Origin of the sequence: Allokutzneria sp. A3M-2-11 16 (assembly GCF_024213555.1) — a bacterium.
GTDB lineage: Bacteria > Actinomycetota > Actinomycetes > Mycobacteriales > Pseudonocardiaceae > Allokutzneria.
The window spans coordinates 910,464-932,724 of record NZ_JANAVO010000001.1 but is presented as its reverse complement, the minus strand read 5'-3'; the positions used below and the strand labels follow the sequence as shown (position 1 = coordinate 932,724).

Below are 22,261 nucleotides of genomic sequence, written 5' to 3'. Positions count from 1 at the left end.
CGGCGTGCCCGCCTCTCCCGCCAGCCGCGAGCCCGCTGTCCTGCTCGACCCGGAGAACGGCGCGTGGTCCTGCGTCGGCAGGGAGCTGACGGTCGTCGCCAGGGCCATCCGCTGCCACCTCGACCGGCTGCTCGCCGCGCGCGGGCTGACCTTCGCCGGGTTCCTCGCGCTCCAGGAGCTGGCCGCGGGCACCCGGGGCAACTCCGAGCTGGCCGCCCGGCTGGAGATCGAGGCGCCGACGCTGACCAGGCAGATCAACAAGCTGGTCGCGTCCGGGCTGGTCGAGCGGATCGTGCCGGAGCACAACCGGCGGTGCGTGCGGCTGTCGCTGACCCGCGGGGGCCGCGCGCTGCTGACCACGCTGCGCCAGGAGGTCGCCGAGGCCGACGCCGAGATGCGGTCGTGCCTGGCCGAGGAGGAGCTGATCACCCTGCGCGCCCTGCTGGGGCGGCTGGGGACGAGGCTGGAGGACCTGGGGCGTCAGCGCGACGACGGCTGGTGCGCCAGCTCCAGCGTGCGCTCGTAGAGGACTTCCAGCAGCCAGCGGCCGAACAGCGACGGGCCGAACTCCCCGGAGCGGTCCTCCGGCGGGACCAGCGCGGTCGCGCCCGTGCTGTCCGCGGTGACCACGCCGATGCCGTAGTAGTCGAGCTCGATCATCCGCCACGGGTCCTCGGGCTGCGGTGACGGCAGCACCACCGCGCACGGCGCCAGGGTCATCAGCGTGCCGCAGGAGGTCAGCGCCCGGTCCACCGAGGACTCGAACACCAGGACCCCGAGCAGCTCGACCGCGGGCACCGGGACCTGGTCGTGGAAGCTCGGCTCGAACCAGGAGCGGAACCACGAGGGGTCGGACTCCGGCGGCCAGCCGTTGCGCGCGCGCCACTCGTGCACGTCGCTCCGGATCCGGACGACGGCGGAAACCTGCTGTCCCAGCACGGACACGTCTGGGACGACCACGCCGTGCCAGCCGAGTGCGTTCGCGGCGTGTTCAAGAGGCGGCACCGGGGCATCGTAGGCCCCGGCGCAACGCCTTGTGGAGGCCGCGCCGGAGCAAATGCAATTGGCATTTGGCGCCTTACCCCCGACTACCTGCGGATTTTGGCGCGCATTCACCAGATTTTTAGCCACCCTGTCGACTCTCCACCGCGTGTCGCCCTATCGGGTGGCCAGCGCCCACCTGCACCCCTGCCTCGCAGGTCGGGCGTCAACACGTGAAGGAGTCAGGTCGATGAACCTGCGCTCGGTCATCACCGCGTTCGGCCTCGCGGCCGTCGCCGCCACCCTGCTTCCCGGCCCCTCGGCACTCGCGTCCGCCCTTCCGGGCACCGAGGCGAGCGTGCCCGAGGCCCAGCGCCTCGCCGGGTTCACCCCGCCCGCCGTCGATCGCAGCGGCGTCAAGCTCAGCCACGCCACCGCGGTCTCCCGGCTGACCGCCGCCGGGATCGGCATCTGGTCCAGCGGCAACTGCTCGGACCGCCTCAACCCCAACTGCACGTCCTTCGAGCAGATCAACTCCGGGACGATCGACGGGATCATCACGCTGCGCAACGCCAGCGGGTGCGCGCTCGTCGCCACCGGCGGCACCGAGGACGCGCACGGCTCGCACGCGGGCTACTCGCACTGGAACGGCTACAAGATCGACTTCCGGCGCAACGACTGCGTCGAGGGCTACATCCGGCGCACCTTCACCAAGGTCGTCCCGCCGACCTTCGGGATCGAGCAGTACAAGGCGCCCAGCGGCAACATCTACACCAACGAGAGCAACCACTGGGACGTTCTCTACTGGTGAGCCGCGCCTGACTCCCCTCCCCACCCCCCTGCGAGCACTTCTGAAGGAGAACCATGTCCAGGCGCGTCTTAGGCGCGTTCGTCCTCGCGGCGAGCGCCACACTGACCCTCGTTCCGCAGGCGTCGGCGACCGCTCCCGCCGGAGCGAGCGAACTCACCACCCCCGAGGCGGTCCGGCTCGGCGACGTAGTCCCGGTCGCGGGCCGCAGCGGCACCAAGATCAGCCACGCCACCGCCACCTCGCGGCTGCGCGCGGCGGGCATCACCTGGGGTTCCAGCGGCAACTGCTCCGACCGCAACAACCCCAACTGCACCTCGTTCGACCAGATCTTCTCCGGCACGATCGACCAGGTGATCGTGCTCAAGCGGGCCAGCGGCTGCGCGCTGCACCTCACCGGTGGCACCGAGACCGGCCACGGCGGCGGCACGTACAGCCACTGGAACGGCTACAAGGTCGACTTCCGGCGCAACGACTGCATCGAGGGCTACATCCGGCGCAGCTTCACCAAGCGCACGCCCACCTTCGGCGTGGAGCAGTACGTCTCGGCCGCCGGAAACATCTACACCCGTGAGGCGAACCCGCCGCACTGGGACGTTCTGTACTACTGAGCCCGTTTGCGCACCCGCAGCGCCCACAGCACCAGGGGAACCTGGAAGGGCAGACGGGCGTAGGCGATCAGCCGCTGCTTCGCGGGCTTGTTCCGGTAGTCGTAGGCCATCTTCACGTTGGCCGGGAAGACCGCCGCGAACAGGCCCGCGGTGAGCAGTCCGCCCAGCCCGCGGGTGCGCGGAACGGCGACGGCCGCCGCGCAACCCAGCTCGGCGACGCCGGAGAGATGGGTCCACGTTCGTGCCGAGCCGGGCAACCGGCTCGGCACGATCGCGTCGAAGGGCTCCGGCTTCACGAAGTGCAGTACGCCCATCCCGCCGAGGAAGGCCGCGAGGACGACGGCCGAGATCTGCTTGTCCGCTCCCATTACCGAACGGTAACTCCGGTGGGACACGCGGCGCGCGGGGAATCACATCCCGCGCGCCGCTCACATGCCCTAACCTCCCGCTCCGTGACCGACGCGCACCATCCGCGCGCGGGTTCCGCCGAAGCACAGGAGGTCTCGGCCCGTGCCGAGTCCTACCTCGCGGACCTGCGTGACTGGCTGACCATCCCCTCCATCAGTGCCGACCCCGCCCACGGCGACGACCTGGTGCGCTCAGCGCGCTGGCTCGCGACCGCCCTGCGCCGCGACGGCTGGCCCGAAGCGCGGATCTGGGACGACGGCTCCGCCCGTCCCGCCGTGCACGCCGTCTGGCCCGGTGACGGCCCCACGGTCCTGATCTACGGCCACCACGACGTCGCGCCCATCCACGACGTCCAGGGCTGGTCGCACCCCCCGTTCGAACCGGCGCTGCGCGACGGCGCGCTGATCGCCAGGGGCGCGGTGGCCAAGGGGCTGCTCACCTCCGTGCGGCTGGCCCTGGCTGCGCACCTCGCGGTCACCGGGCGCACCCGCCCGGCCGCCACGCTCGTGCTGCTCGCCGAGGGAGCGGGCGCCGCCGGGTCGGAGCACCTGGAACGGCTGGTCGGAGCGCACCGGGCGGAGCTGGACTGCCAGCTGCTGCTGATGTTCGCGCCGCCGCCGAGCACCGCGGAGCCCACCCTGCTCGGCGAGTTCGGGGTGCCTGCCCACGGCGGCCTGCCGGTGCTCGACGGGGCCGCCTCCGCCCCGGGGAACGTCACCCAGCAGGATGAACAGCTCAGCACCTCGTTGCTGCTGCACAACGCCGTGCGGCTGGCGGGTCTCCTCGGCGGTCCGCGCCGGAACCCGGCGGGGACCGACCTTCTCGACCACGGGAGCGCGGCATGATCCGCCTTCGTCGCACCACCGACGACCTGGACGTCAAGCCGGGGCACGCCCTGGTCGGCGTGCTGAAGATCCCGACGCACACGATGAGCCCGATCCGGGCCATCGTGCGCAGGGTGGTCGGGGCTGCGCTGGCGCTGATCGCGACGGTGCTGATCGTCTACTTCGACCGCGACGGCTACCGCGACGTCAACGACGACGGGCTCTCGCTGCTCGACTCGATCTACTACGCGACCGTGTCGCTGTCGACCACCGGCTACGGCGACATCACCCCGGCCTCCCCGTCGGCCCGGCTGATCAACGTCCTGGTGATCACCCCGCTGCGCGTGCTGTTCCTGATCGTCCTGGTCGGTACCACCCTGGAAGTGCTCACCGACCGCTCCCGGCAAGCTCTCAAGATCCAAAGTTGGAGGTCCAAGGTGCGCGACCACACGGTCGTCATCGGGTACGGCACCAAGGGCCGCTCCGCGGTCACCGCGCTGCTCGGCGAGGGCACCGAGAGCACCGAGATCGTCGTCGTCGACACCGACCACGAGTCGCTGGAGGCCGCCTCCGCCCAGGGCCTGGTCACCGTGCACGGTTCGGGGACGAGGTCGGACGTGCTGCGGCTGGCCGGTGCCTCCAGGGCCAGGGCGATCGTGGTCGCGGCCAACCGCGACGACACCGCCGTGCTGGTCACGCTGACCGCCCGCGAACTGGCGCCCAAGGCCCAGATCGTGGCCGCGGTGCGGGAGGCGGAGAACGTCCACCTGCTGCGCCAGTCCGGCGCCGACTCGGTGGTGGTCTCCAGCGAGACCGCAGGCAGGCTGCTCGGCATGGCCACCTCGACGCCGTCTGTGGTGGAGATGTTCGAGGACCTGCTCACCCCGGACGCCGGGCTGGCCATCTCCGAGCGCGAGGTCGAGTCGAACGAGATCGGCGGATCGCCGAGGCACCTCTCCGACATCGTGCTGGGCGTGGTGCGCGACGGTCACCTCTATCGGGTGGACGCCCCGGAGGCCGACGCCATCGAATCCGGAGATCGCCTGCTCTACGTCCGCAAGGTGACCCCGGCTGGAGAGGACTAGCCGGGGCGAGTCTGGGAGCATCCTCGGTGTGGTCGCTCGCCCTGCCCCGGTCCGCTGGGGACTGATCCTGTTCGTCGTCGGCCTTGTCGGACTCGGCGCCGCCCTCGTCGTGTGGGGGCTTCCGCTGGTCACGGGCACGTCGTCGGGCGACCTCGCGCCGACCAGGCGGGTGCCCGCCACCGTGGTCGCGCCGGTCGCCTGCGGCAGCCAGGCCCGGGACGGGATCGAGATCCGGGTCGACGGGCTGCCGATGCGCGCCAAGCTCGACGCGTGCGGCAGCCGCGAGGGCGAGCAGCTGGAGGTCGAGGTCCCGCAGAAGCTGCCGACCAACACCGAGAACCTCGTGGTGCAGGTGGTCGGCACCGGGCAGGCGAGCAGCGGGCTCGGCCAGCGGCTGCGCGCGGTGCTGTGCACGGTGGCCGGGGTGGCCGGGGCGATCTACGCGCTGCTGCTCGCCGGGCACGGCAGGCGGCGGTCGGCCACCGGGCAGCTCGCATGATCACTAACTGATCACCACCGCGTCCCGGCGGGAACCGCGGCTCCTGGCGCCGCGTCGGAGGGGGAAAATTATTTCCGCCCGCACGTGAGGAGCCTGATGCCGCACCGACCCGCGCGGGCCAGGACGCTGGTCGCTCTCACCGCGGACGAGTTCGACCGCTGCTGGCGCGCACTCAACCTGGGCCAGCCGCCGGAGCCCTTCGCGCACCTGACCGGACGGCGGCCGGTGGGACCGGTCCAGATCGAGCCGCGGCTGCGCGACCTGCTGACCGTGCTCGCCACCAGTCGCCAGGAGCTGCACGCCACCCTGCGCCAGGACCCCGGCCACCGGATCATGGCGGCGGCGGTCGGCGACGAGGGCGTGCTCGCGGTCGGCGAGGGGGACAAGATCACCCTCACCCGGATCTTCGGCAAGGCGCTGACCAGGACGATCGTCACGGCGGTGCCTCCGCTGCGGGGCGGCCCCGGTCGTTCGGTGAGCCTGCCGAGCGCGGTGTTCGACGCGGCCTGCGCGGACGGCGAGGACCTGGCGGCCCGCCTGGTCGAGCGGCGGATCGGCCAGGCGGACGCGGCCATGATCGGCGAGATGCTCAGCGGGGTGGTCGGCGGCGGCCAGTTCACCTCGGCGGTGCGCGACGGCGCCAACCGCAGGAAGCGCGGCGGGCACGCGGTGGCCTTCGTGGACACCGACCACGGCCGCTACCTGATCGAGCAGCGGGCCACCTACAACGGCCCGGCCTGGACCACGATCGCCCCCGGCGGCATCGCCCGGCTGACCAACCAGGTCGGCCGCCTGCTCACCGACACCGCCCGCTAGCACTCCGCCCACGGGTTCCCCGGTCTTCAAGTACCCCGGACCCCGTCCAAAACCGTCTCCAACCGCAGCAAACCCCACCGATGAGTTTCAGCCGCCGCAGCGGTCCAACCTCCGGAAGCGACCGAGAGGGGTGGTCCGGGTGGACCTGTACAGCATCATGCCGGTGAGCGACCTGCCCAGAGCGCTGGAGTGGTTCGGGGTGTTCTTCGGGCGCTCGGCCGACGAGGTCATCGGCGAGGAGCACCTGTGGCAGCTCGGCGAGAGCGCGTGGGTCGTCGTGGACGCACGCGAGGTGCGCGCCGAGCGGGTGGGCCAGGCGATGATCACGATCGGGGTGACCGGCCTCGACGACGTCCTGGCGCGCCTCGCCGCGCACGGCATCGCCCATGAACCGGTGGAGACCTACGGCAACGGCGTGCGCCACGTCGACGTGCTGGACCCGGACGGGAACAGCCTGTCGCTTGCCGAAGCGCCTGCGCCGTAGGGGGTTGGGTGCGGTTATCGGTGATCGACTTGGGGGGTTCGTCGTACTTGAAGACGCCGGAACCCGCGCTGGGACGGGACTAGCCGACCTCGGAGGAGGGGGCGGTCCAGGTGTTGCAGGAGGCGGTGCGGTTGTCCTTGTGCCCGCGCTTGGCCCACGTCGCCTGGTTGCTGGCCTTGCCGTGGGTGCTGCCCTGGACCGAGGTGTCGTCCATCCGGCGGAAGTCGGCGACCCCGCTGTCCGCCAGCGACTTGGTCACCGAACCGCGGCCGGAGGTGGCGGCGAAGAACATCCCCGCGAAGCAGGTCGCCTGCATCTCGATGCGGCGGGAGGTCTCGCGGCCGGTCGGGGTGGACTCGCCCGCGTCGATCTGCTGCCGGTTGGCCGCCGACAGCATGCCGCTGACCGCCTGCACGTGGTGGCCGTACTCGTGCGCCAGCGTGGCCAGGTGGCCGGAGGCGGCGGAGCGGCCGGTGCCGTAGTTGCGCTGCAGCCGGGTGATCGGCATGTAGATGGTGAAGTTGGCGCCGCAGTACATCGCGATCGCCTCGTCCTCGTTCGGCGGCTCACCGCAGGGGTTGCGGGGCAGGTCCGGCGAGGTGTCCAGTTTCGCCTGCTGCGTAGGCAGGTTGGCCGCTTGTAAGACCGGGTTCCACGCGGACTCCAGGCACTTCAGGCCCGCGGTGTAGTAGGCGTGCAACTGCTCCTCGGAGCGGCCGAACGCGGGCAGCTGGCACTCGGTCGGGCCGAGGCCGAGCCCGTCGGCCAGCAGCGGGTGGTCGGAGAGCCGGTACTTCGGCCGGGCGACCGGCTTCTCCTCGGGGCCCGCGGCCGAGCTCGCCGGAGGTGCGGCCAGTCCGGGTTCGTCGACGTCCGGCGTCGACCCCCAGGTGCGCGCCAGCCCGGCGAAACCGAGGGTGCCCGCGAGCAGGCCGACCACCACGAGGGTGATCACCAGAGGCGAGTTGCCGCGCCCCCGGTAGTGCGCCGTCGGGTCCTCCAGGGGCGGCTCGACTGGCTCTGTCATCGACGGGGCCTCCACACGCCGGATCGGATCGGCCGAAGACGCACGTCCCCGGGTCGGGCCATGCGCTTGCAGCATAGGCGGACACGGGCTCGCCGTGCGGGCATAGGCTTGCGCCCATGGCCCAACCCCAGCTTCACCGGTTCACCCTGCCCAACGGGTTGCGGGTGCTCCTGGCTCCGGATCCCTCAGCGCCCGTCGTCGGCGTCAGCGTGCACTACGACGTGGGATTTCGTTCAGAGCCGGAGGGGCGGACCGGTTTTGCCCACCTGTTCGAGCACCTGATGTTCCAGGGCAGCGAGAGCCTGGAGAAGCTCGCGCACTTCCGGCACGTCCAGGGCTCCGGTGGCACCTTCAACGGCTCGACGCACCAGGACTACACCGACTACTACCAGGTCACGCCGTCCGCGGCGCTGGAGCGGATGCTCTTCCTGGAAGCCGACCGGATGCGCGCCCCGAAGATCACCGAGGAGAACCTGCGCAACCAGGTCGACGTGGTCAAGGAGGAGATCCGGCTCAACGTGCTGAACCGGCCCTACGGCGGGTTCCCGTGGATCACCCTGCCGCCGGTGCTCTACTCCACGTTCGCCAACTCCCACAACGGCTACGGCGATTTCGCCGAGCTGGAGGAGGCCACGCTGGACGACTGCGCGGCGTTCTTCGACACCTACTACGCTCCGGGCAACGCGGTGCTGACGGTGACCGGCGAGTTCGAGCTCAAGCCGACGATCGACCTGGTGCACAAGCACTTCGGCGACGTCCCCGCGCGTCCCGTCCCGCCGCGGCCGTCGTTCTCCGAGCCGCTGCCCACCACCGAGCTGCGCGGGGAGCACGTCGACCCGCACGCCACGCTGCCCGGCCTGACCGTGGGCTACCGCCTGCCCGACCCGAGCACCGACATGAACGGCTACCTGGCCTACATGGTGCTCTCCTCGCTGCTCAGCGACGGCGACTCGGCGCGCCTGGTGCAGCGGTTGGTGCACACCGACGAGCTGGTGATCGAGATCAGCGCGCGCTGCGGGCTGCTCGGCAGTTCCCTGGACGCCCGCGACCCGGACACCTTCGCGATCGTGGGGATCTACCCCGGCCAGGTCGAGCAGGCGCGCGTGCTCGGCGCGATCGACGAGGAGCTGGAGAAGCTGGCCGCGCACGGCCCCGACGCCGACGAGCTGGCCAGGATCACCGCGCGCTGGGCGGCCACGCTGCACGGCGCGCACGACCGGCTGACCTCGCGCACGCTGAACTACGGCTCCGCGGAGCTGCTGTTCGGCCGCGCCGAGCTGATCGGCGAACTCCCCGAGCTGCTCGCGGCCGTGACCCCGGACGACGTGGCGAAGGCGGCCAAGGGCCTGCGCCCCGACTCCCGCGCCGTGCTGACCCTGACCCCCGCTGGAGGCGACAAGTGACCCGCACCGCTGCCGAGATCGGCCGCACCGAAGCCGGTCCGCGCCCCCTGCCGGACCTCGTCGCGCAGAGCACCGCCGTCGAGCCCAAGCTCGTGGACACCGTGCTGGACAACGGTTTGCGCGTGATCGTCGCGCAGCGCTCCACCGTGCCGATGGTGGAGTTCCGCCTCCACATCCCGTTCGCGGGGGAGCGGCAGGAGCACGCCGCGCAGGCCGAGCTGCTGTCGGCGACCCTGCTCGCGGGCACCGCCAAGCGCACGATGGTCGAACTGGACAGCGATCTGGCCAGGGTCGGCGCGGCGCTGAGCGTCGGCGTCGATCCGGAGCACCTCTCGCTGTCGTGGAGCGGGCTCGTCGACGGCCTGGACCTCCAGCTGGACGTGCTGGCCGACCTGCTGACCGCGGCGGCCTACCCCGAGCAGGAGGTCTACCGGGAGCGCGAGCGGCTGGTCAGCTCGATCTCGCTGATGCGCAGCCAGCCCGGCACGATCGCGCGGGAAGCGTTGCAGCGGCACCGCTACGGCGACCACCCGTTCACGCGGGAGGTGCCCACCGAGGAGGCCGCGGCCGCCGTCACCGTCGAGGACGTCCGCGAGCTGCACCGCCGCGCCGTGCTCCCGCGCGGTTCCGTGCTCGTGGTCGTCGGCGATGTCGAGCCGCAGCAGGCGGTCGACCGGATCGCCGCGGTGCTCGCGGGGTGGAACTCCGACGGCAGCGCGGTGGAGATGCCGCAGCTGCCGGACATCGCCGGGGGAGACCTTCGCCTGGTCGACCGGCCGGGTGCCGTGCAGTCGCAGCTCCGGCTGAGCACGCAAGCGGTTCCGCGCACCGATCCCCGGTATGTCGCGCTGCAGATGGCCAACATCGCCTTCGGCGGGTTCTTCTCCTCGCGAGTGGTGGAGAACCTTCGCGAGGACAAGGGCTACACCTACTCGGTGCACTCGATGTTCGAGTTCACCCCGGGCAAGGCGACGCTGATCCTCAGCGGTGACACCGCGAGTGAGGTGACCGCGCCCGCCGTACTCGAAGCGCGCTACGAGCTCGGCCGGATGTGCCTCGTGCCGCCGACCGAGTCCGAAGTGGACACTGTGCGCCGCTACCTCGTGGGATCGCTGTCGATCGGCGTGTCCTCGCAGGCGGGGCTGGCCAGCAACCTGGCCGGGCTGGCCTCGGTCGGCCTCGGTGCCGACTGGCTGTGGGCGCACCCGGAGCGGCTGCGGCAGGTCACCGCCGAGCAGATCGCCGAGGCCGCCGCCGAGTTCTTCCGGCCGACCGCGTGGACCGGTGTGGTCGTCGGCGACGCCGCCACCCTGGAGTCCCCGCTGCGCGCGCTCGGGGGTGCCGTCCTCTCGTGACGGACTTCGCGCTCGACGGGCTCCCGGCCCTCTCTCGGTCCACAGTGGACAGAGCGGATGCGTTGCGGGACAACGCCGAGCTGTTGTCCAAGGGGTGGAAGGAGGCCACGCTCGTCGTGATCGACGAGCGTGGCCGCACCCGGCTCGCCGACGACGTGCTGCACCTCGGCAGCACCGGCGACCTCAGTGACGCGCCCGTGGAGGGCGCGGTGTTCCTCGGCGTGCAGGACGAGACCGCGTACTGGGCCGTTCGCGGTCCGGGCGCGGAGGACTGGCAGGACCTGCGCATGTGCGGGGCGCTGCTCAGCGACACCGACGCGGGGTTGATGACGGCCGCCGTCGGCCTGCTCGCGTGGCACGACCTCAGCAACTTCTGCGCGCGCTGCGGCTCCCCGACGAAGGCGATCCGCGCCGGGTGGGCCCGCCAGTGCACCGGTTGCGCACACGAGGAGTACCCGCGCACCGATCCCGCGGTGATCTGCCTCGTGCACGACGGCGACTCGCACGTCCTCCTCGCCCGCCAGCCGGTCTGGCCCGCCGAGCGGTATTCAGTGCTGGCGGGCTTCGTGGAGGTCGGCGAGTCGCTTGAGGCGTGCGTCGAGCGCGAGGTCGGCGAAGAGGTCGGTGTGGCCGTGCGCGCCGTCCGCTACCTGGGCAGCCAGCCGTGGCCGTTCCCTCGTTCGCTGATGGTGGGCTTCTCCGCGCTCGCCGACCGCGACGCCCCGCTCGTCCTCGCGGAGGGCGAGATCGAGCACGCCAAGTGGGTGCACCGGGACGAGGTCCGCGCCGCCTTCGCCGCGGGCGGAGCCGTTCCCGGACTCGGCCTGCCCGGCGCGAGTTCGATCGCCCACAAGATGCTCGCCGCATGGGCAAACGTCGTCCTGTGAAACCAGGGCCTGTTTCAGGGGCCCGTGTTCGCGATAGCCGGGCCGAGCCCGCCCCTGGCCGCGCCGGCGGAAAGCCCACGTACAACACCGGTACGCGGTCTTCCCGCCGTCTTGCCAGGAACGACCTCGCTGTAACCCGACTTCGGCCTGCGGCCGGGGCAGCCTCTCATCGAACGAGACCCCTGAAACAGGCCCGTCCACCCTCGCCGTGCCGCGCGTCCGTCCGGCGCGCGGCCTCTGCGAGGATGGGGCGGTGGGTGACTCGGAGCGCGACGGACTGACGGAAGGACTCGATCCCGAGCAGCGGGCGGCGGTGCACGCGCCGCGTGGCCCGGTCTGCGTGCTCGCGGGCGCGGGCACCGGCAAGACGCGGACGATCACCCGACGCATCGCGCACCTGGTCAACAACGGTCACGTCGCCGCGGGCCAGGTCCTCGCGGTCACCTTCACCGCGCGCGCCGCGGGCGAGATGCGCACCCGCCTCCGCGCGCTCGGCGTCCATGGCGCACAGGCGAGGACCTTCCACGCCGCCGCACTGCGCCAGCTGCGCTACTTCTGGCCGAGGGTCGTCGGCGACGCGCCGTGGGAGCTGCTGGACGGCAAGCTCCGGCTCGTCGGTCAGGCGGCGCAGCGGGCGGGTGCGCCGACCGACCGCGAGTCCCTCCGCGACTTCGCGAGCGAGATCGAGTGGGCCAAGGCGTCGCTGATCACCCCAGACGACTACGGCACGGCCACCGCCAAGATCGGTCGCGAGATCCCGGGCCCCGCCGAGCAGGTCTCCGCCGTGTACTCCGGCTACGAGGTGCTGAAGACCCGCGCGCGGTCGCTGGACTTCGACGACCTGCTGCTGCACACGGCGGCGGCGCTGGAGGAGCACAGCGAGATCGCCGCGGAGTTCCGCGACCGCTACCGCTGCTTCGTGGTCGACGAGTACCAGGACGTGACGCCGCTCCAGCAGCGCGTGCTCGACGCCTGGCTCGGCAACCGCGACGACCTCACGGTGGTCGGCGACGCGAACCAGACGATCTACTCCTTCGCCGGCGCCTCCCCGCGCCCGCTGCTCGACTTCTCCAAGCGCTTCCCCGAGGCGGTCGTGGTCCGGCTCGAACGCGACTACCGCTCCACCCCGCAGGTCGTCGCGTTGGCCAACAAGGTCATCGGCGCCGCGCGCGGCCGTCCGGCCGGCTCGCGCCTGCAACTGATCGGTCAACGGCCTGCCGGGCCGCAGCCGCACTTCGCGGAGTTCGACGACGAGAACGCCGAGGCTCGGGCGGTCGTGCGGCGCGTCCGCAAGCTGCTCGACGCCGGGGTCGCCGCCAGCGAGATCGCCGTGCTCTACCGCGTCAACGCGCAGTCGGAGGTCTACGAGCAGGCGCTCACCGAGGCCGAGATCCCGTACCAGGTGCGCGGCGGGGAGCGGTTCTTCCACCGGCCCGAGGTCCGCCAGGCCATGCACGTGCTGCGCACCAACGGCGACCTGGAGATCGGCGCGAACACGCTGCCGGACGTGGTGCGCAAGCTGCTCTCGACCATCGGCCTCACCGACGAGCCGCCCGCCGGCGGCGCGATGCGGGAGAAGTGGGAGTCGCTGCTCGCCATCGTCGAGCTGGCCGAGGAGTTCGCCGCGGCCGTCGACGACGCCGACCTGCCGCGCTTCGCCGCCGAGCTCGTGCTGCGCGCGGAGGCCCAGCACCCGCCGACCGTGGAGGGCGTGACCCTCGCTTCGCTGCACGCGGCGAAGGGCCTGGAGTGGGACGCGGTGTTCCTGGTCGGCCTGACCGAGGGCACCCTGCCGATCCAGCACGCGATCTCGGACGGGTCCGGCGGCTCCGAGGGCGTGGAGGAGGAGCGCAGGCTCTTCTACGTCGGCGTCACCCGGGCCCGCGAGCACCTCTGGCTGTCCTGGGCGCTCGTCCGCTCGGCGGGTGGGAGCGGCAGACCGCGCCGCCGCAGTCGCTTCCTCTACGGGCTGGTTCCCGACGACCACCCGGCCGCCCTTCCGGCCAAGGGCACCATCGCGGGCGCGTCCTCGTTGCGCAGGGACGCCGCCAAGCCGGTGTGCCGGACGTGCGCCGGGCCGTTGATCGGCAGCGTCGCCGTCAAGCTCGGCAGGTGCGCGAACTGTCCGTCCGATGTGGACGAACACCTGCTCGACCGGCTCAAGCTGTGGCGCGCGGACCGCGCGAAGCAGCTCAAGGTCCCGGCCTACGTGGTGTTCACCGACGCGACCCTGATGGCCATCGCGGAGCAGCGCCCGCTGACGGTCGCCGCCCTTGTGGGCATCTCGGGTATTGGCGCCTCGAAGCTGGACAAGTATGGTTCTGACGTGCTCGATCTCGTGCACGCTGGGGGCTCGGGCAGTGCCGCTGAGTCACTCAACCGAGCGAGTGAAGACCAACTCGATTAATTCGGTTGCACGCCCTGGCACGCGAGACATAGCCTGCAAAGGACGGGAGCCCCGGCTCTCGGACATCAACGTGAAAATGCCCGATCACTCGGGCCCAGATGCCCTCGGAAGGAGGTGGCCGCAGTGAAGAACACCAAGAACCTCTCGCTCGCGGACCACCCCTTCGCCGGGGGCATTGGCATGTCCGCGCCCGAGGGCAGCGGCATGACGTCCAGGGGTGGCGCGTGGACCATCACCGCCCCAGTCGCGCTGAAGCCGTTGGGCACCAGTCTGCCCGCCGCCGCGCTGCACGTGGCCCGTGAAGACCAGCCCGTTGATGTTCGGCAGAACGTCCGCACTTGCTCGTCCGTACCAGTGGACCGAAGTCCCTGACACCCGTCAGGACACAGGCTCACGAAGGCCGCGGACCGCAAGTCGGTTCGCGGCCTTCGTCATTTCCACACAAAGAAACATCACGAAAAACACAGGAACAACCGAGGAGAACACTGTGTTGACCGCGACCGTTCCGCCTTGCGGAACGTTCCCCGAGGTCGGGTCCGTGCCCGACTGCGGAACCGCCGATGTCTTCGACGCGGCGAGCAACCTGCCCTGCCGGGTGGGCGACGCGGACCTCTGGTTCGCCGAGACCCCGACCGACCTCGACCGCGCGAAGACGCTGTGCGTCGGGTGCCCCGTCCAGGCCGAGTGCCTCGCCGGAGCGCTGGCGCGGCGTGAGCCCTGGGGTGTCTGGGGCGGCGAGATCTTCGAGCGCGGCGCGGTGATCGCGCGCAAGCGGCCCCGTGGCCGCCCGCGCAAGGAGACCACCGTCGGCGCCCCGGGCGTCGCCGCCAAGCAGGAGGCAGCCGCATGAACGACCACATCTACTTCGACGCGATGACCAGCAACGACCTGCACCAAAGGATGGCTTCGAAAATGTTTCTGCATGAGCATCTAACCCGTCAACGAATGCGGGAGGCGGAGCACTCCGCCGCGCACGAACGACAAGCCCGCCGCATGTCCGCCGCGCAGCGCTGGCAGTGGCTGGCCTCGGTGGCGAGCCGCAGGGCCGACCGCCACAAGGCGTCGTTCTGATCCTGTGCCGGGGCGGAACCCCTTCCGCCCCAACACGATCCACTACAAGTCAATGATCATGAACCGACGGGCGTCGTCCACACCGGACGGCGCCCGTCGCCGTTGCGGCACCCTGGCACTTGCCGGTCGGCCGGAAACATCGGAAAACCGTGAGAGCTCCAGCGAGGCTTGATCAGGGGAACTCGGTCGCGCTCGTCGGTACCTTCGGTCCATGGGTTCCCACGCGCACGCGCACGACAACATCGACTGGCCGAGCCGGCTCACCGAGCTGCGCCGAGCGGACCTGCTGACCGCGACGGCGCGCGCGGAGGTCGCCGCGCGCCTGGTCGACGACAGCGTGCGCACGGTGATCGACATGGGCTCCGGCTCAGGTGGCTGGGCGACCTCGTTCACCGAGGCGCTGCGCGCGTCCGGCAAGCCCGGCTGCACTGTGGTGCTGGTCGACGCGGTTCCTGAACTGCTCGCCGCCGCCGAGAAGAGCGTCCGCGCCGTGGCGGGTTCCGAGGTCGAGGTGGTCGTCGTGCACGGTGACGCGGCCGACCCGGGGCTGGCCGTACGGCTGCCGCCCGCCGACCTCATCTGGGCGTCGCACGTCGTGCACCACCTGCCCAATGAGCGGCAGGGCGTGCGCAACCTGGCCGCCTCGCTCGCGCGCGGTGGCCGATTGGCGCTGGTGGAGGGCGGGCTGCCCGCGCGCTTCCTCGTCAACGACATCGGGGTCGGCGAACCGGGCCTGCAGCAGCGGCTGGACGTGGCGAACACCAAGTGGTTCAAGGCGATGCGCGCCGACATGGCCGGGTCGGTCCCGTTGACCGTGGGCTGGAGCCGCGTGCTCCGCGACGTCGGCCTCGTCGACGTGACCGCGTTCAGCTACCTCTTCGACCGCCCGGCGCCGCTCAGCGATGCCGACCGAACGACCGTGATCGACCGCGTCCGGTGGATGCGCGACACCACCGAGGGCTGGTGTTCGAGAGAGGACACGGCGCTGTTGGACCGCATGCTCGACCCCGCCGACGATCTCAGCCTGGCCGACCGCGAGGACCTGTTCTGGTTGCAGGCCAACACGGTTCACCTGGGCCGCAGGCCGCTCGCGTAGCCTCATCGGCCATGAGCGAGCCCGTCGTCTGCCAGCGCTGCGGCACCGTCCGCGACTCCGACGGCGATCCGGTCGCGGCGCTGGCCTGGGTCAGCGACCGCGACAGCGGCCGCACCCGCTGGCTCTGCCCCACCTGCGCCAGGGCGCACGTGCGCGATATCGAGAGCAAGCTGCCCAGCGAGTGGTGGTGACCCCGCCCGTTCCCGTGCGGCTCAGTCCTCCGTGGCGAACCCCGGCTGCCAGCGCAGCACGATCTCGCGCGCGGCCACCTCGGCGTCCAGCTGGCACAGGATGCCGATGGAGCCCATCGTCACCCGGTGGATCAGCAGGTAGTTCGGCGGCAGGTTCAGGAACCGCCCGGTGCGGAAGTCCGCGCCGCGCAGGTTGCTGATCCGCTCCGCCTGGCCCTGCAACCAGCTCCTGGTGAAGCGGAACCGCTCGGCCCCCATGGGCTCGACGAACGGCGCGAAGTAGTCGAGCACGTCCTGCGGGTCCAGGTCGGTGTCCTGGCCGAGGAAGCGGTCCCGGCGCAACAGCTCCACCAGGTCTTCTGACCGCCCCTCCAGCGCCAGCCTGCTGAGCACGCCCAGGTTGTGCGGCAGTCCCTCCGGCAGCCGGGCGACGGCGCCGAAGTCGATCACGCACAGCCTGCCGTCCGGCAGCGTCATGAAGTTGCCGGGGTGCGGGTCCGCGTGCAGCAGCCCGGTCCGCTCCGGTGCGGAGAAGTGGAACAGCGACAGCAGGTGCCCCGCCGCGTCCCGCTCCGCCCGCGTGCCGTCCTTGATCGTCGCCGACAGCGGGGTGCCCTCGACCCACTCCGAGACCATCACCTTGGGCGCGCTCGCCACCACCCTGGGCACCACGATGTGCTCGTCGTCGTGGAAGCCCTTGGCGAAGGCCCGCTGGTTGTCGGCCTCGATGCGGTAGTCCAGCTCTTCGACCATCCGCTCGCGCAGCTCGGCGAGCAGCGGCTTCACCTCCAGGCCGGGGATCAGCGCCCGGAAGAGCCGCGAGAACCGCTCCAGCTGGCGGAGATCGGCGAGCAGCGCCTCGTCCGCGCCGGGGTACTGCACCTTCACCGCGACCACGCGGCCGTCGTGCCACTCCGCCCGGTGCACCTGGCCGATGCTCGCGGCGGCCGCGGGCACGTCGTCGAAGGACGCGAAGCGCTTCTCCCACGACCGGCCGAGCTGCTCGGCGAGCACCCGGTGCACCGTCTTCGCCGGGAGCGCGGGCGCGGCGGACTGCAGTTTGGTGAGCGCCTCGCGATAGGGAGCGGCCATCTCTTCCGGGACCGCGGCCTCGAACACGCTCAGGGCCTGGCCGAACTTCATCGCCCCGCCCTTGAGCTGGCCGAGGACGGCGAACACCTGCTCGGCCGTCTTCGCCGAGAACTCGGCGCTGACCTCGTCGGAGCTCCGCCCCACCAGTCGCTTGCCCCACCCGGCGGCGACCCGCCCCGCGGCACCTAGCGGCAGGCTGGCGAGTTTCGCGGTGCGGTGCACGGCTCGGCGCGGGATCTCTGTCACTGGTCGATTCTCTCCTGAGAGGACCGCCCGACGCAGCCGTTTCCCAGGCTCGGCAGGCGCGCGTCCCGGTGGCCCGGCCGGGGCTGAGTTGGTTGCCTACATATAAGCAGACCCCCCTTCCGCGCCGCCACAGGCGCAGCCCTGCCGTGGCGGTAGTGCACGCTGGAAAACCTTGCCCCGCACCGGATCCAGTTCGAGTGACCCGTTCCACGTCGGCGGCAGACCGGCCGCACCGCCGGAGTGCGACAGCATCAGCAACAGCTGTCCCGCGGCGACCACGGCCGCACCGTGCGCGCAGATCAACTCGTCCGGTGGGGACAGGGTGCCCAGCTGGCTGGACACCACGCCCCACGCCGGATCTCGCTCGCTGCGGCGGAGGTCGACGCAGGTCAGGCAGCTCGTCCGGCCGGGAACGACGAACGGCCCGATGTGCGCGCTGACCTCGTGCAGTTCGACGGCCAGGTGCGGGACGCCGTCGGCCATCAGCGTCGTCCGCAGCGGGTGGTCCTGCACCACCGAGCCGATGAGCACCGCGAAGTCCGGAATGGAACGGGACCGCTTCGCGATGCGGCGCACCGTGCCCAATCCGGCCGACCGCAGTATGGCCGCCAGCGCGTCGGCGACCCGGCCCGAGCCGTGCACGTGCACGGTGGTCCTGCCGCGTTCGGCCAGGATGTCCGCGCACGCGCGACCGGTGCGCAACGCCCAGATGCCCGCGTCGGCGATCAGCCCCGGTGGCGGCTCCCGCTGTGGGGCGCAGGGGGAGCCGGTGGAGTCCCGGTCCAGCACGCCCGCCCCGTCCAGCGCGCTCAGCAGCCCGGCCAGCTCGGAACGGGTCTCGGCACTGCCGTCCTGGGCACCGAGGTCGAGCAGGCGGTCGAGGGTGTGCCTGCCGTCGAGCTCGCGCAGCACGCGGACCATGTCGGGGGAGAGGCGGTCGACCACCACGGCGTACCGCGGGTCGAGGCCGATCTGCACGGTGCCGTCCCCGCGCCAGAGGACGGGCAGGCCCGGGAGCAGGCGGGGGCGCCGGGGCAGGGGCCTCGGCAGAGCCGGTGTTCCGGATGTCGCCGTGGTCGTGGGTGTCATGCCCCGACGTTGACACCGCCCGGCGAATCCGGCAAAGCAGTTGTCCACAGGGTCGCGGAGTTATCCACAGGTTGTGGGTGGGGCTTGACGGCCCGTGGCACGTGTGGAGGCGATTACGGAGAGTGGCCTCCGGGTCGCGTGGACCCCAAGGCCACCTCCAGGGAAACCCGCGCTATGACGCCTTGCCGAGGATCCGGGTCATCTTGGTACCGCACGTCGGACAGAGGCCCTTGGCCATCCTCCGGCCGTTCTTTTCTTCCACTTCGCCCTGGAAGTCCCGCTTTTCGCGGCACTTGACGCAGTAGCCGTTGTACGACTCCGCCACGGCTTCCTCCCTTGCTCGAACGGCCCCCGCGGTGAGACGGGAGCACCGTGAGCACGTCTCACCGTCCGTGCTCGCGACTCGGCGTCACGCTACCTGTGCATCTATGTAGATGCGCGCATGACACGTCCAACGTGTGATTGCGCCGACGAAGGTGTGGACAAAGGGGAGCACGCTGTCGGTGCCTCGTCGTAGCGTTCTCCTCGTGACACAGGCGGAAGTTGAAGTCCGTCGAAGCACGCGACGACGGCGCACGGTCACCGCGTACCGAGACGGGGACAAGGTCATCGTGCTCATCCCGGCGAGGATGAGCAGGTCGGAGGAAGAACACTGGGTGGCCGAGATGCTGGCCAGGCTCCAGCGCAGTGAGACCAAGCGGCGCTCGCCAGCGCGGCAGTCCGACGAGGCGCTGCTGCTGCGCTGCGCCAGCCTCTCCGCCCGCTACCTGGGCGGGAAGGCGCACCCGGCGAGCGTGCGGTGGGTGCCGCCGATGCGCACCCGCTGGGCGTCCTGCACGCCCAGCGACCGCACCATCAGGATCAGCGAGCGGCTCCGGGACGTTCCGCCCTGGGTGCTCGACTACGTGCTGGTGCACGAGCTGACCCACCTGCTCGTGCCCGGCCACGGGCCGCGGTTCTGGGAGTGGGTGCACAACTACCCGCGTACCGAACGCGCGGTCGGCTACCTGGAGGGGCTGTCGGCCGCAGCGGGATGGGGGATCGAGGCGGAGGACTGAGGTGGAGGACTGAGGGCGGGGGACCAGGGGCTACAGCCGCACCAGCCGTTCGATCCGGCGGGCCGCGAGGTACCGGGCGTCGGTGCTGCGGCCCTGCCGGACGATCGCCGGCCGCAGGCCCTGGTCCACCAGCTTCGCCCAGGCCACGAGGAAGGACAGGTCCGGAATCGCGCCGTCCGGCAGGACCAGCGCGACCGGGCGGGGCAGGACCTGGGGCGGGTGGCGGTCGAACTCGCCCGCGAGGCGGGCAACGACGGAGCCGATCGGCTTGCGGGCACCGCGGGCGTCGACCAGGCCGAGGTCGTACTCCAGCGGGTTGAAGCCGGACAGCTTCGGGTTGAGGTCGTGCGAGCACCACCAGGTGATCCCGAACAGCTCGCCGCAGCTCGCCATGTTCCTGATGGAGCGCTCGGTCCACTCCGGGATCAGCGCCGCGTCCATCCACTTCGTGGACACCCCGGTCTCCTCGATCCACACCTGGCGGCGCGGGTCGGTGTGGAAGGCCTTGAGCAGTTCGACGAAGTACTCGGAGTAGTGCAGGGAGGGGGTGGAGAGCGGCCCGTACCGCTGGATCACGTTGGTCCAGCCCGCCCACGTGTGGCACGCGGTCGCGGTGCCACTGGTGGCCAGGCCCTCGCGGGTGAAGTAGGCGTTGTTCAGCCAGGGGTAGTGGTCGATCCCGGACACGTGCAGGCGGCCGGGCGCCACGCGTTCGCAGGTGGCGAACAGCGCGGTGTGCCAGGCGTCGCCCTGTTCCGGGGTGATGGTCATGCCCAGCGGCTGGGCGAACCAGTTCACCTCGTTGGACAGGTCGAAGCCGAGGAACCGGCGGTGGCCGCCGATCCGCGCGGCGATGGCCTCCAGCAGCGCATGCTGGGCGGCGAGCGCGCCCGGATCGGTGAACATGTTCCTGGCCCTGCCGGTGCCGTTGTCCAGCAACCACGGTGGTACGAAGAGGAATCCGCTCAGCGCGCCGTTGAACACGGTGACCTCGACGTCCAACCGGAACGCGTCCGCCAGGTCGAGCAGCTCGGCCAGCCGGTCCAGCATCTCGCCGCGCACGTGCCCGGTGTTGGGCTGGAAGTCCGGCCAGACGCACATGATCCGGATGTGGTCCATGCCGAGTCCGGCGATGTCGGCGAGGTCCCCGGCCAGCGAGCGGCGGTCCCAGTCCGACCAGCTGAACCACCAGTTCCGGCTGGGCACGTAGTTGACGCCGAGCCGGACGCGCCGCTTCGGGGCGCTCCCCGTCAGCGCGCCCGCAACGGGGGCCGCCGCCATCCCGCGCAGCACCGTTCGTCTGTCCACAGTGGAGTCTCCCGAGGCTGACATCGTTGTCGCGGCGGCGAAAACAGCCTCGTCCCCCTCGATCGGTGCGGTCAACCGCCGATCGAGGGGGCAACGGGGACTCTCAGCTGGTGCCCTCCTCGGGGGCCTCGCCCTCGGTGCGCTTGAGCTCGGCGATCGGGTCGAGCGAGGACTCGCCCCAGCGCTCGGCGAACTCCAGCGGGTCGTCGAGATCCGCGGAGGTGGGGATGAAGTCGGGGTGGTCCCAGACCGAGTCGCGGCCGGTGACCCCGTGCTTGTCCGTCATCAGCCGCCACAGCCCGGCCGCCGCGCGCAGCCGCCTCGGTCGCAGCTCGAGGCCGACCAGGGTGGCGAAGGTCTGCTCCGCCGGGCCGCCGCTGGCGCGCCTGCGGCGCAACGTCTCGCGCAGCGCCTCGGCACCGGGCAACCGGTCGCCGACCGCCTCCGCGACCACCACGTCCACCCAACCCTCGACCAGCGCGAGCAGGGTTTCCAGGCGGGCGAGCGCGGCCTGCTGCTCCGGGGTGTTCTGCGGCTGGAGCATGCCGGAGGACATGACCTCCTCCAGCGCCTGCGGGTTGGCCGGATCGATCTGCCCGGCCAGGTTCTCCAGCGCGGCCGTGTCGACCTTGATGCCCTTGGCGAACTCCTCGACCGTGCTCATCAGGCGCTGGCGCAGCCACGGCACGTGCGTGAACAGCCGGTGGTGCGCCGCCTCGCGCGCGGCGAGGAACACCAGCACCTCGCTGGCCGGTCTGCCGAGGCCCTCGGTGAACTTCTCCACGTTCGCGGGCAGCAGCGCGGCCACGCCCTCGGGGCCCAGCGGCAGGCCGACCTCGGTCGAGGCCAGCACCTCGGAACCGAGCTGCGCGAGGCTGCCGCCCAGCTGCGAGCCGAACGCCAGGCCGCCCATCTGGCCGACCATGGACAGCAGCGGCCCGGCGGCCTGCTTGGCCTCCTCCGGCATCGCGTCCACCCACGCGCCGGACATCTGCCGCGCGACCGGGTCGCACAGCCGCTGCCAGCTCGGCAGGGTGCCCTCGACCCAGTCACCGGCCGACCACGCCACCACCTTGCGCGCGCCCGCGGGCAGCGCCGTCGCGGGGTCCAGCCACAGCTCGGCCAGCCGCACCGCGTCGGCGACCGCGCTCTCCTGCTGCGCGGTCGGCCGGTTCGTGCCGCCGGAGCCGCCGAGCTGCTGCATGGCCAGCTGCTTGGCGAGGTCGTAGTTGACGGGGCCGCTCGACGTGCTCGCCTGGCTGAGCACCTGGCCCAGCTGGCTGAGCATCTGACCGAGCTGGTTCATGTCGAAACCGCCGGCACCGAAGGGGTTCTGGCCGCCCGGCGGGACGAATCCCGGTGGCATGCCCTGCGCGAACCCGAACCCCTGGTTGTGCTCCTGGGGCCCCTGGTCGTCCTTTCCCTTGCGCTCCGGGTCCTTGTCCGGATCGGAGCCGCTGAACCCGAAGGGCAGATCGCTCATGAGTTCCACGGTACGCGGCACGCGGGTGCCGC

Annotated in this window: 26 protein-coding genes; 18 read left to right on the top strand and 8 right to left on the bottom strand. The window is 71.5% G+C overall.

The window, feature by feature from the left end; all coding sequences use genetic code 11:
• The first annotated feature begins 4 nt into the window (after positions 1-4).
• Complete coding sequence (locus NLX83_RS04635; RefSeq protein WP_254233622.1) at positions 5-526, top strand: MarR family winged helix-turn-helix transcriptional regulator; 522 nt, start codon at positions 5-7, stop codon at positions 524-526.
• On the opposite strand, the gene NLX83_RS04630 is transcribed toward NLX83_RS04635, so the two are convergent.
• The gene (locus tag NLX83_RS04630; RefSeq protein WP_030427741.1) at positions 481-1,005 is read right to left on the bottom strand and encodes a hypothetical protein; all 525 of its coding nucleotides are present in this window, start codon (positions 1,003-1,005) and stop codon (positions 481-483) included. The two genes, NLX83_RS04635 and NLX83_RS04630, sit on opposite strands and share 46 nt — an antisense overlap.
• A 226-nt stretch (positions 1,006-1,231) precedes the next feature.
• Between NLX83_RS04630 and NLX83_RS04625 the strand changes: the two genes are divergently transcribed.
• Positions 1,232-1,792 carry a hypothetical protein gene (locus tag NLX83_RS04625; protein WP_254233621.1) on the top strand — a complete coding sequence of 187 codons (561 nt, stop codon included), beginning with the start codon at positions 1,232-1,234 and terminating at the stop codon, positions 1,790-1,792.
• A gap of 53 nt (positions 1,793-1,845) precedes the next feature.
• Positions 1,846-2,400, top strand: a complete 555-nt coding sequence (locus NLX83_RS04620) for a hypothetical protein (protein ID WP_254233620.1) — start codon at positions 1,846-1,848, stop codon at positions 2,398-2,400.
• On the opposite strand, the gene NLX83_RS04615 is transcribed toward NLX83_RS04620, so the two are convergent.
• Positions 2,394-2,768, bottom strand: coding sequence for a DoxX family protein (locus NLX83_RS04615; protein WP_254233619.1), 375 nt, complete (start codon positions 2,766-2,768; stop codon positions 2,394-2,396). The two genes, NLX83_RS04620 and NLX83_RS04615, sit on opposite strands and share 7 nt — an antisense overlap.
• An 84-nt stretch (positions 2,769-2,852) precedes the next feature.
• On the opposite strand from NLX83_RS04615, the gene NLX83_RS04610 reads away from it, so the two are divergent.
• The 5 genes from NLX83_RS04610 (at position 2,853) to NLX83_RS04590 (ending at position 6,516) form a co-directional block, all read left to right on the top strand.
• Complete coding sequence (locus tag NLX83_RS04610; protein WP_254233618.1) at positions 2,853-3,653, top strand: M20/M25/M40 family metallo-hydrolase; 801 nt, start codon at positions 2,853-2,855, stop codon at positions 3,651-3,653.
• Entirely contained in the window at positions 3,650-4,717 is a 1,068-nt protein-coding gene (locus NLX83_RS04605) for a potassium channel family protein (protein ID WP_254233617.1), read from the top strand. The genes NLX83_RS04610 and NLX83_RS04605 overlap by 4 nt, the downstream gene beginning before the upstream one ends.
• A gap of 28 nt (positions 4,718-4,745) precedes the next feature.
• Positions 4,746-5,216 (top strand): hypothetical protein, encoded by a 471-nt coding sequence (locus NLX83_RS04600; protein ID WP_254233616.1) that lies wholly within the window; start codon positions 4,746-4,748, stop codon positions 5,214-5,216.
• Between the two features lie 96 nt (positions 5,217-5,312).
• Entirely contained in the window at positions 5,313-6,032 is a 720-nt protein-coding gene (locus NLX83_RS04595) for an ESX secretion-associated protein EspG (protein ID WP_254233615.1), read from the top strand.
• Between the two features lie 139 nt (positions 6,033-6,171).
• Entirely contained in the window at positions 6,172-6,516 is a 345-nt protein-coding gene (locus tag NLX83_RS04590) for a VOC family protein (RefSeq protein ID WP_254233614.1), read from the top strand.
• Positions 6,517-6,595: 79 nt separating this feature from the next.
• Here NLX83_RS04590 and NLX83_RS04585 read toward each other — a convergent pair whose 3' ends face one another.
• Positions 6,596-7,543, bottom strand: a complete 948-nt coding sequence (locus NLX83_RS04585; protein ID WP_254233613.1) for a neutral zinc metallopeptidase — start codon at positions 7,541-7,543, stop codon at positions 6,596-6,598.
• Positions 7,544-7,659: 116 nt separating this feature from the next.
• Here NLX83_RS04585 and NLX83_RS04580 point away from each other — a divergent pair, with 116 nt between their 5' ends.
• The 9 genes from NLX83_RS04580 to NLX83_RS04540 all read left to right on the top strand — a co-directional run bounded on the left by NLX83_RS04580 (position 7,660) and on the right by NLX83_RS04540 (position 15,953).
• The gene (locus tag NLX83_RS04580) at positions 7,660-8,946 is read left to right on the top strand and encodes a M16 family metallopeptidase (RefSeq protein WP_254233612.1); all 1,287 of its coding nucleotides are present in this window, start codon (positions 7,660-7,662) and stop codon (positions 8,944-8,946) included.
• A complete protein-coding gene (locus NLX83_RS04575) occupies positions 8,943-10,301 on the top strand; it encodes a M16 family metallopeptidase (RefSeq protein WP_254233611.1) in 1,359 nt (452 codons plus the stop codon). Before NLX83_RS04580 ends, NLX83_RS04575 begins: the two co-directional genes overlap by 4 nt.
• The gene (gene nudC / locus NLX83_RS04570; protein ID WP_254233610.1) at positions 10,298-11,188 is read left to right on the top strand and encodes an NAD(+) diphosphatase; all 891 of its coding nucleotides are present in this window, start codon (positions 10,298-10,300) and stop codon (positions 11,186-11,188) included. The genes NLX83_RS04575 and nudC overlap by 4 nt, the downstream gene beginning before the upstream one ends.
• A gap of 253 nt (positions 11,189-11,441) precedes the next feature.
• Positions 11,442-13,595, top strand: coding sequence for an ATP-dependent DNA helicase UvrD2 (locus NLX83_RS04565; protein WP_254233609.1), 2,154 nt, complete (start codon positions 11,442-11,444; stop codon positions 13,593-13,595).
• A 123-nt stretch (positions 13,596-13,718) separates the two neighbouring features.
• On the top strand, positions 13,719-13,967 hold the full coding sequence (locus NLX83_RS04560) for a hypothetical protein (RefSeq protein ID WP_254233608.1): 249 nt from the start codon (positions 13,719-13,721) through the stop codon (positions 13,965-13,967).
• A gap of 166 nt (positions 13,968-14,133) precedes the next feature.
• A complete protein-coding gene (locus NLX83_RS04555; protein ID WP_308209270.1) occupies positions 14,134-14,445 on the top strand; it encodes a WhiB family transcriptional regulator in 312 nt (103 codons plus the stop codon).
• Positions 14,442-14,666 carry a hypothetical protein gene (locus NLX83_RS04550; RefSeq protein WP_254233607.1) on the top strand — a complete coding sequence of 75 codons (225 nt, stop codon included), beginning with the start codon at positions 14,442-14,444 and terminating at the stop codon, positions 14,664-14,666. The genes NLX83_RS04555 and NLX83_RS04550 overlap by 4 nt, the downstream gene beginning before the upstream one ends.
• A gap of 211 nt (positions 14,667-14,877) precedes the next feature.
• Positions 14,878-15,762: a class I SAM-dependent methyltransferase gene (locus NLX83_RS04545; RefSeq protein ID WP_254233606.1), complete on the top strand. Its 885-nt coding sequence runs from the start codon at positions 14,878-14,880 to the stop codon at positions 15,760-15,762.
• Between the two features lie 11 nt (positions 15,763-15,773).
• Entirely contained in the window at positions 15,774-15,953 is a 180-nt protein-coding gene (locus tag NLX83_RS04540) for a hypothetical protein (protein WP_254233605.1), read from the top strand.
• 21 nt (positions 15,954-15,974) lie between these two features.
• Here the strand turns inward: NLX83_RS04540 and NLX83_RS04535 are convergent, their stop codons facing one another.
• The 3 genes from NLX83_RS04535 to NLX83_RS04525 all read right to left on the bottom strand — a co-directional run bounded on the left by NLX83_RS04535 (position 15,975) and on the right by NLX83_RS04525 (position 18,705).
• Entirely contained in the window at positions 15,975-17,291 is a 1,317-nt protein-coding gene (locus NLX83_RS04535; RefSeq protein WP_254233604.1) for an ABC1 kinase family protein, read from the bottom strand.
• Between the two features lie 96 nt (positions 17,292-17,387).
• The gene (locus NLX83_RS04530; RefSeq protein WP_254233603.1) at positions 17,388-18,380 is read right to left on the bottom strand and encodes a hypothetical protein; all 993 of its coding nucleotides are present in this window, start codon (positions 18,378-18,380) and stop codon (positions 17,388-17,390) included.
• Between the two features lie 172 nt (positions 18,381-18,552).
• Positions 18,553-18,705 (bottom strand): DUF5679 domain-containing protein, encoded by a 153-nt coding sequence (locus NLX83_RS04525; protein ID WP_246843059.1) that lies wholly within the window; start codon positions 18,703-18,705, stop codon positions 18,553-18,555.
• A 202-nt stretch (positions 18,706-18,907) separates the two neighbouring features.
• On the opposite strand from NLX83_RS04525, the gene NLX83_RS04520 reads away from it, so the two are divergent.
• On the top strand, positions 18,908-19,438 hold the full coding sequence (locus tag NLX83_RS04520) for a M48 metallopeptidase family protein (protein WP_254233602.1): 531 nt from the start codon (positions 18,908-18,910) through the stop codon (positions 19,436-19,438).
• 30 nt (positions 19,439-19,468) lie between these two features.
• Here the strand turns inward: NLX83_RS04520 and NLX83_RS04515 are convergent, their stop codons facing one another.
• Both NLX83_RS04515 and NLX83_RS04510 read right to left on the bottom strand, forming a co-directional pair.
• Positions 19,469-20,746 (bottom strand): glycoside hydrolase 5 family protein, encoded by a 1,278-nt coding sequence (locus tag NLX83_RS04515; RefSeq protein ID WP_254233601.1) that lies wholly within the window; start codon positions 20,744-20,746, stop codon positions 19,469-19,471.
• 103 nt (positions 20,747-20,849) lie between these two features.
• Positions 20,850-22,229, bottom strand: a complete 1,380-nt coding sequence (locus tag NLX83_RS04510) for a zinc-dependent metalloprotease (RefSeq protein WP_254233600.1) — start codon at positions 22,227-22,229, stop codon at positions 20,850-20,852.
• Between the last annotated feature and the right edge of the window lie 32 nt (positions 22,230-22,261).

What these genes read in the sequence shown, in the direction of transcription:
- NLX83_RS04625 (WP_254233621.1), top strand. Translation starts at nt 1,232, where the DNA reads ATGAACCTGCGCTCGGTCATCACCGCGTTCGGCCTCGCGGCCGTCGCC.
- NLX83_RS04620 (WP_254233620.1), top strand. Translation starts at nt 1,846, where the DNA reads ATGTCCAGGCGCGTCTTAGGCGCGTTCGTCCTCGCGGCGAGCGCCACA.
- NLX83_RS04615 (WP_254233619.1), bottom strand. Translation starts at nt 2,768, where the DNA reads ATGGGAGCGGACAAGCAGATCTCGGCCGTCGTCCTCGCGGCCTTCCTC.
- NLX83_RS04605 (WP_254233617.1), top strand. Translation starts at nt 3,650, where the DNA reads ATGATCCGCCTTCGTCGCACCACCGACGACCTGGACGTCAAGCCGGGG.
- NLX83_RS04595 (WP_254233615.1), top strand. Translation starts at nt 5,313, where the DNA reads ATGCCGCACCGACCCGCGCGGGCCAGGACGCTGGTCGCTCTCACCGCG.
- NLX83_RS04585 (WP_254233613.1), bottom strand. Translation starts at nt 7,543, where the DNA reads ATGACAGAGCCAGTCGAGCCGCCCCTGGAGGACCCGACGGCGCACTAC.
- NLX83_RS04580 (WP_254233612.1), top strand. Translation starts at nt 7,660, where the DNA reads ATGGCCCAACCCCAGCTTCACCGGTTCACCCTGCCCAACGGGTTGCGG.
- NLX83_RS04550 (WP_254233607.1), top strand. Translation starts at nt 14,442, where the DNA reads ATGAACGACCACATCTACTTCGACGCGATGACCAGCAACGACCTGCAC.
- NLX83_RS04545 (WP_254233606.1), top strand. Translation starts at nt 14,878, where the DNA reads ATGGGTTCCCACGCGCACGCGCACGACAACATCGACTGGCCGAGCCGG.
- NLX83_RS04540 (WP_254233605.1), top strand. Translation starts at nt 15,774, where the DNA reads ATGAGCGAGCCCGTCGTCTGCCAGCGCTGCGGCACCGTCCGCGACTCC.
- NLX83_RS04530 (WP_254233603.1), bottom strand. Translation starts at nt 18,380, where the DNA reads ATGACACCCACGACCACGGCGACATCCGGAACACCGGCTCTGCCGAGG.
- NLX83_RS04510 (WP_254233600.1), bottom strand. Translation starts at nt 22,229, where the DNA reads ATGAGCGATCTGCCCTTCGGGTTCAGCGGCTCCGATCCGGACAAGGAC.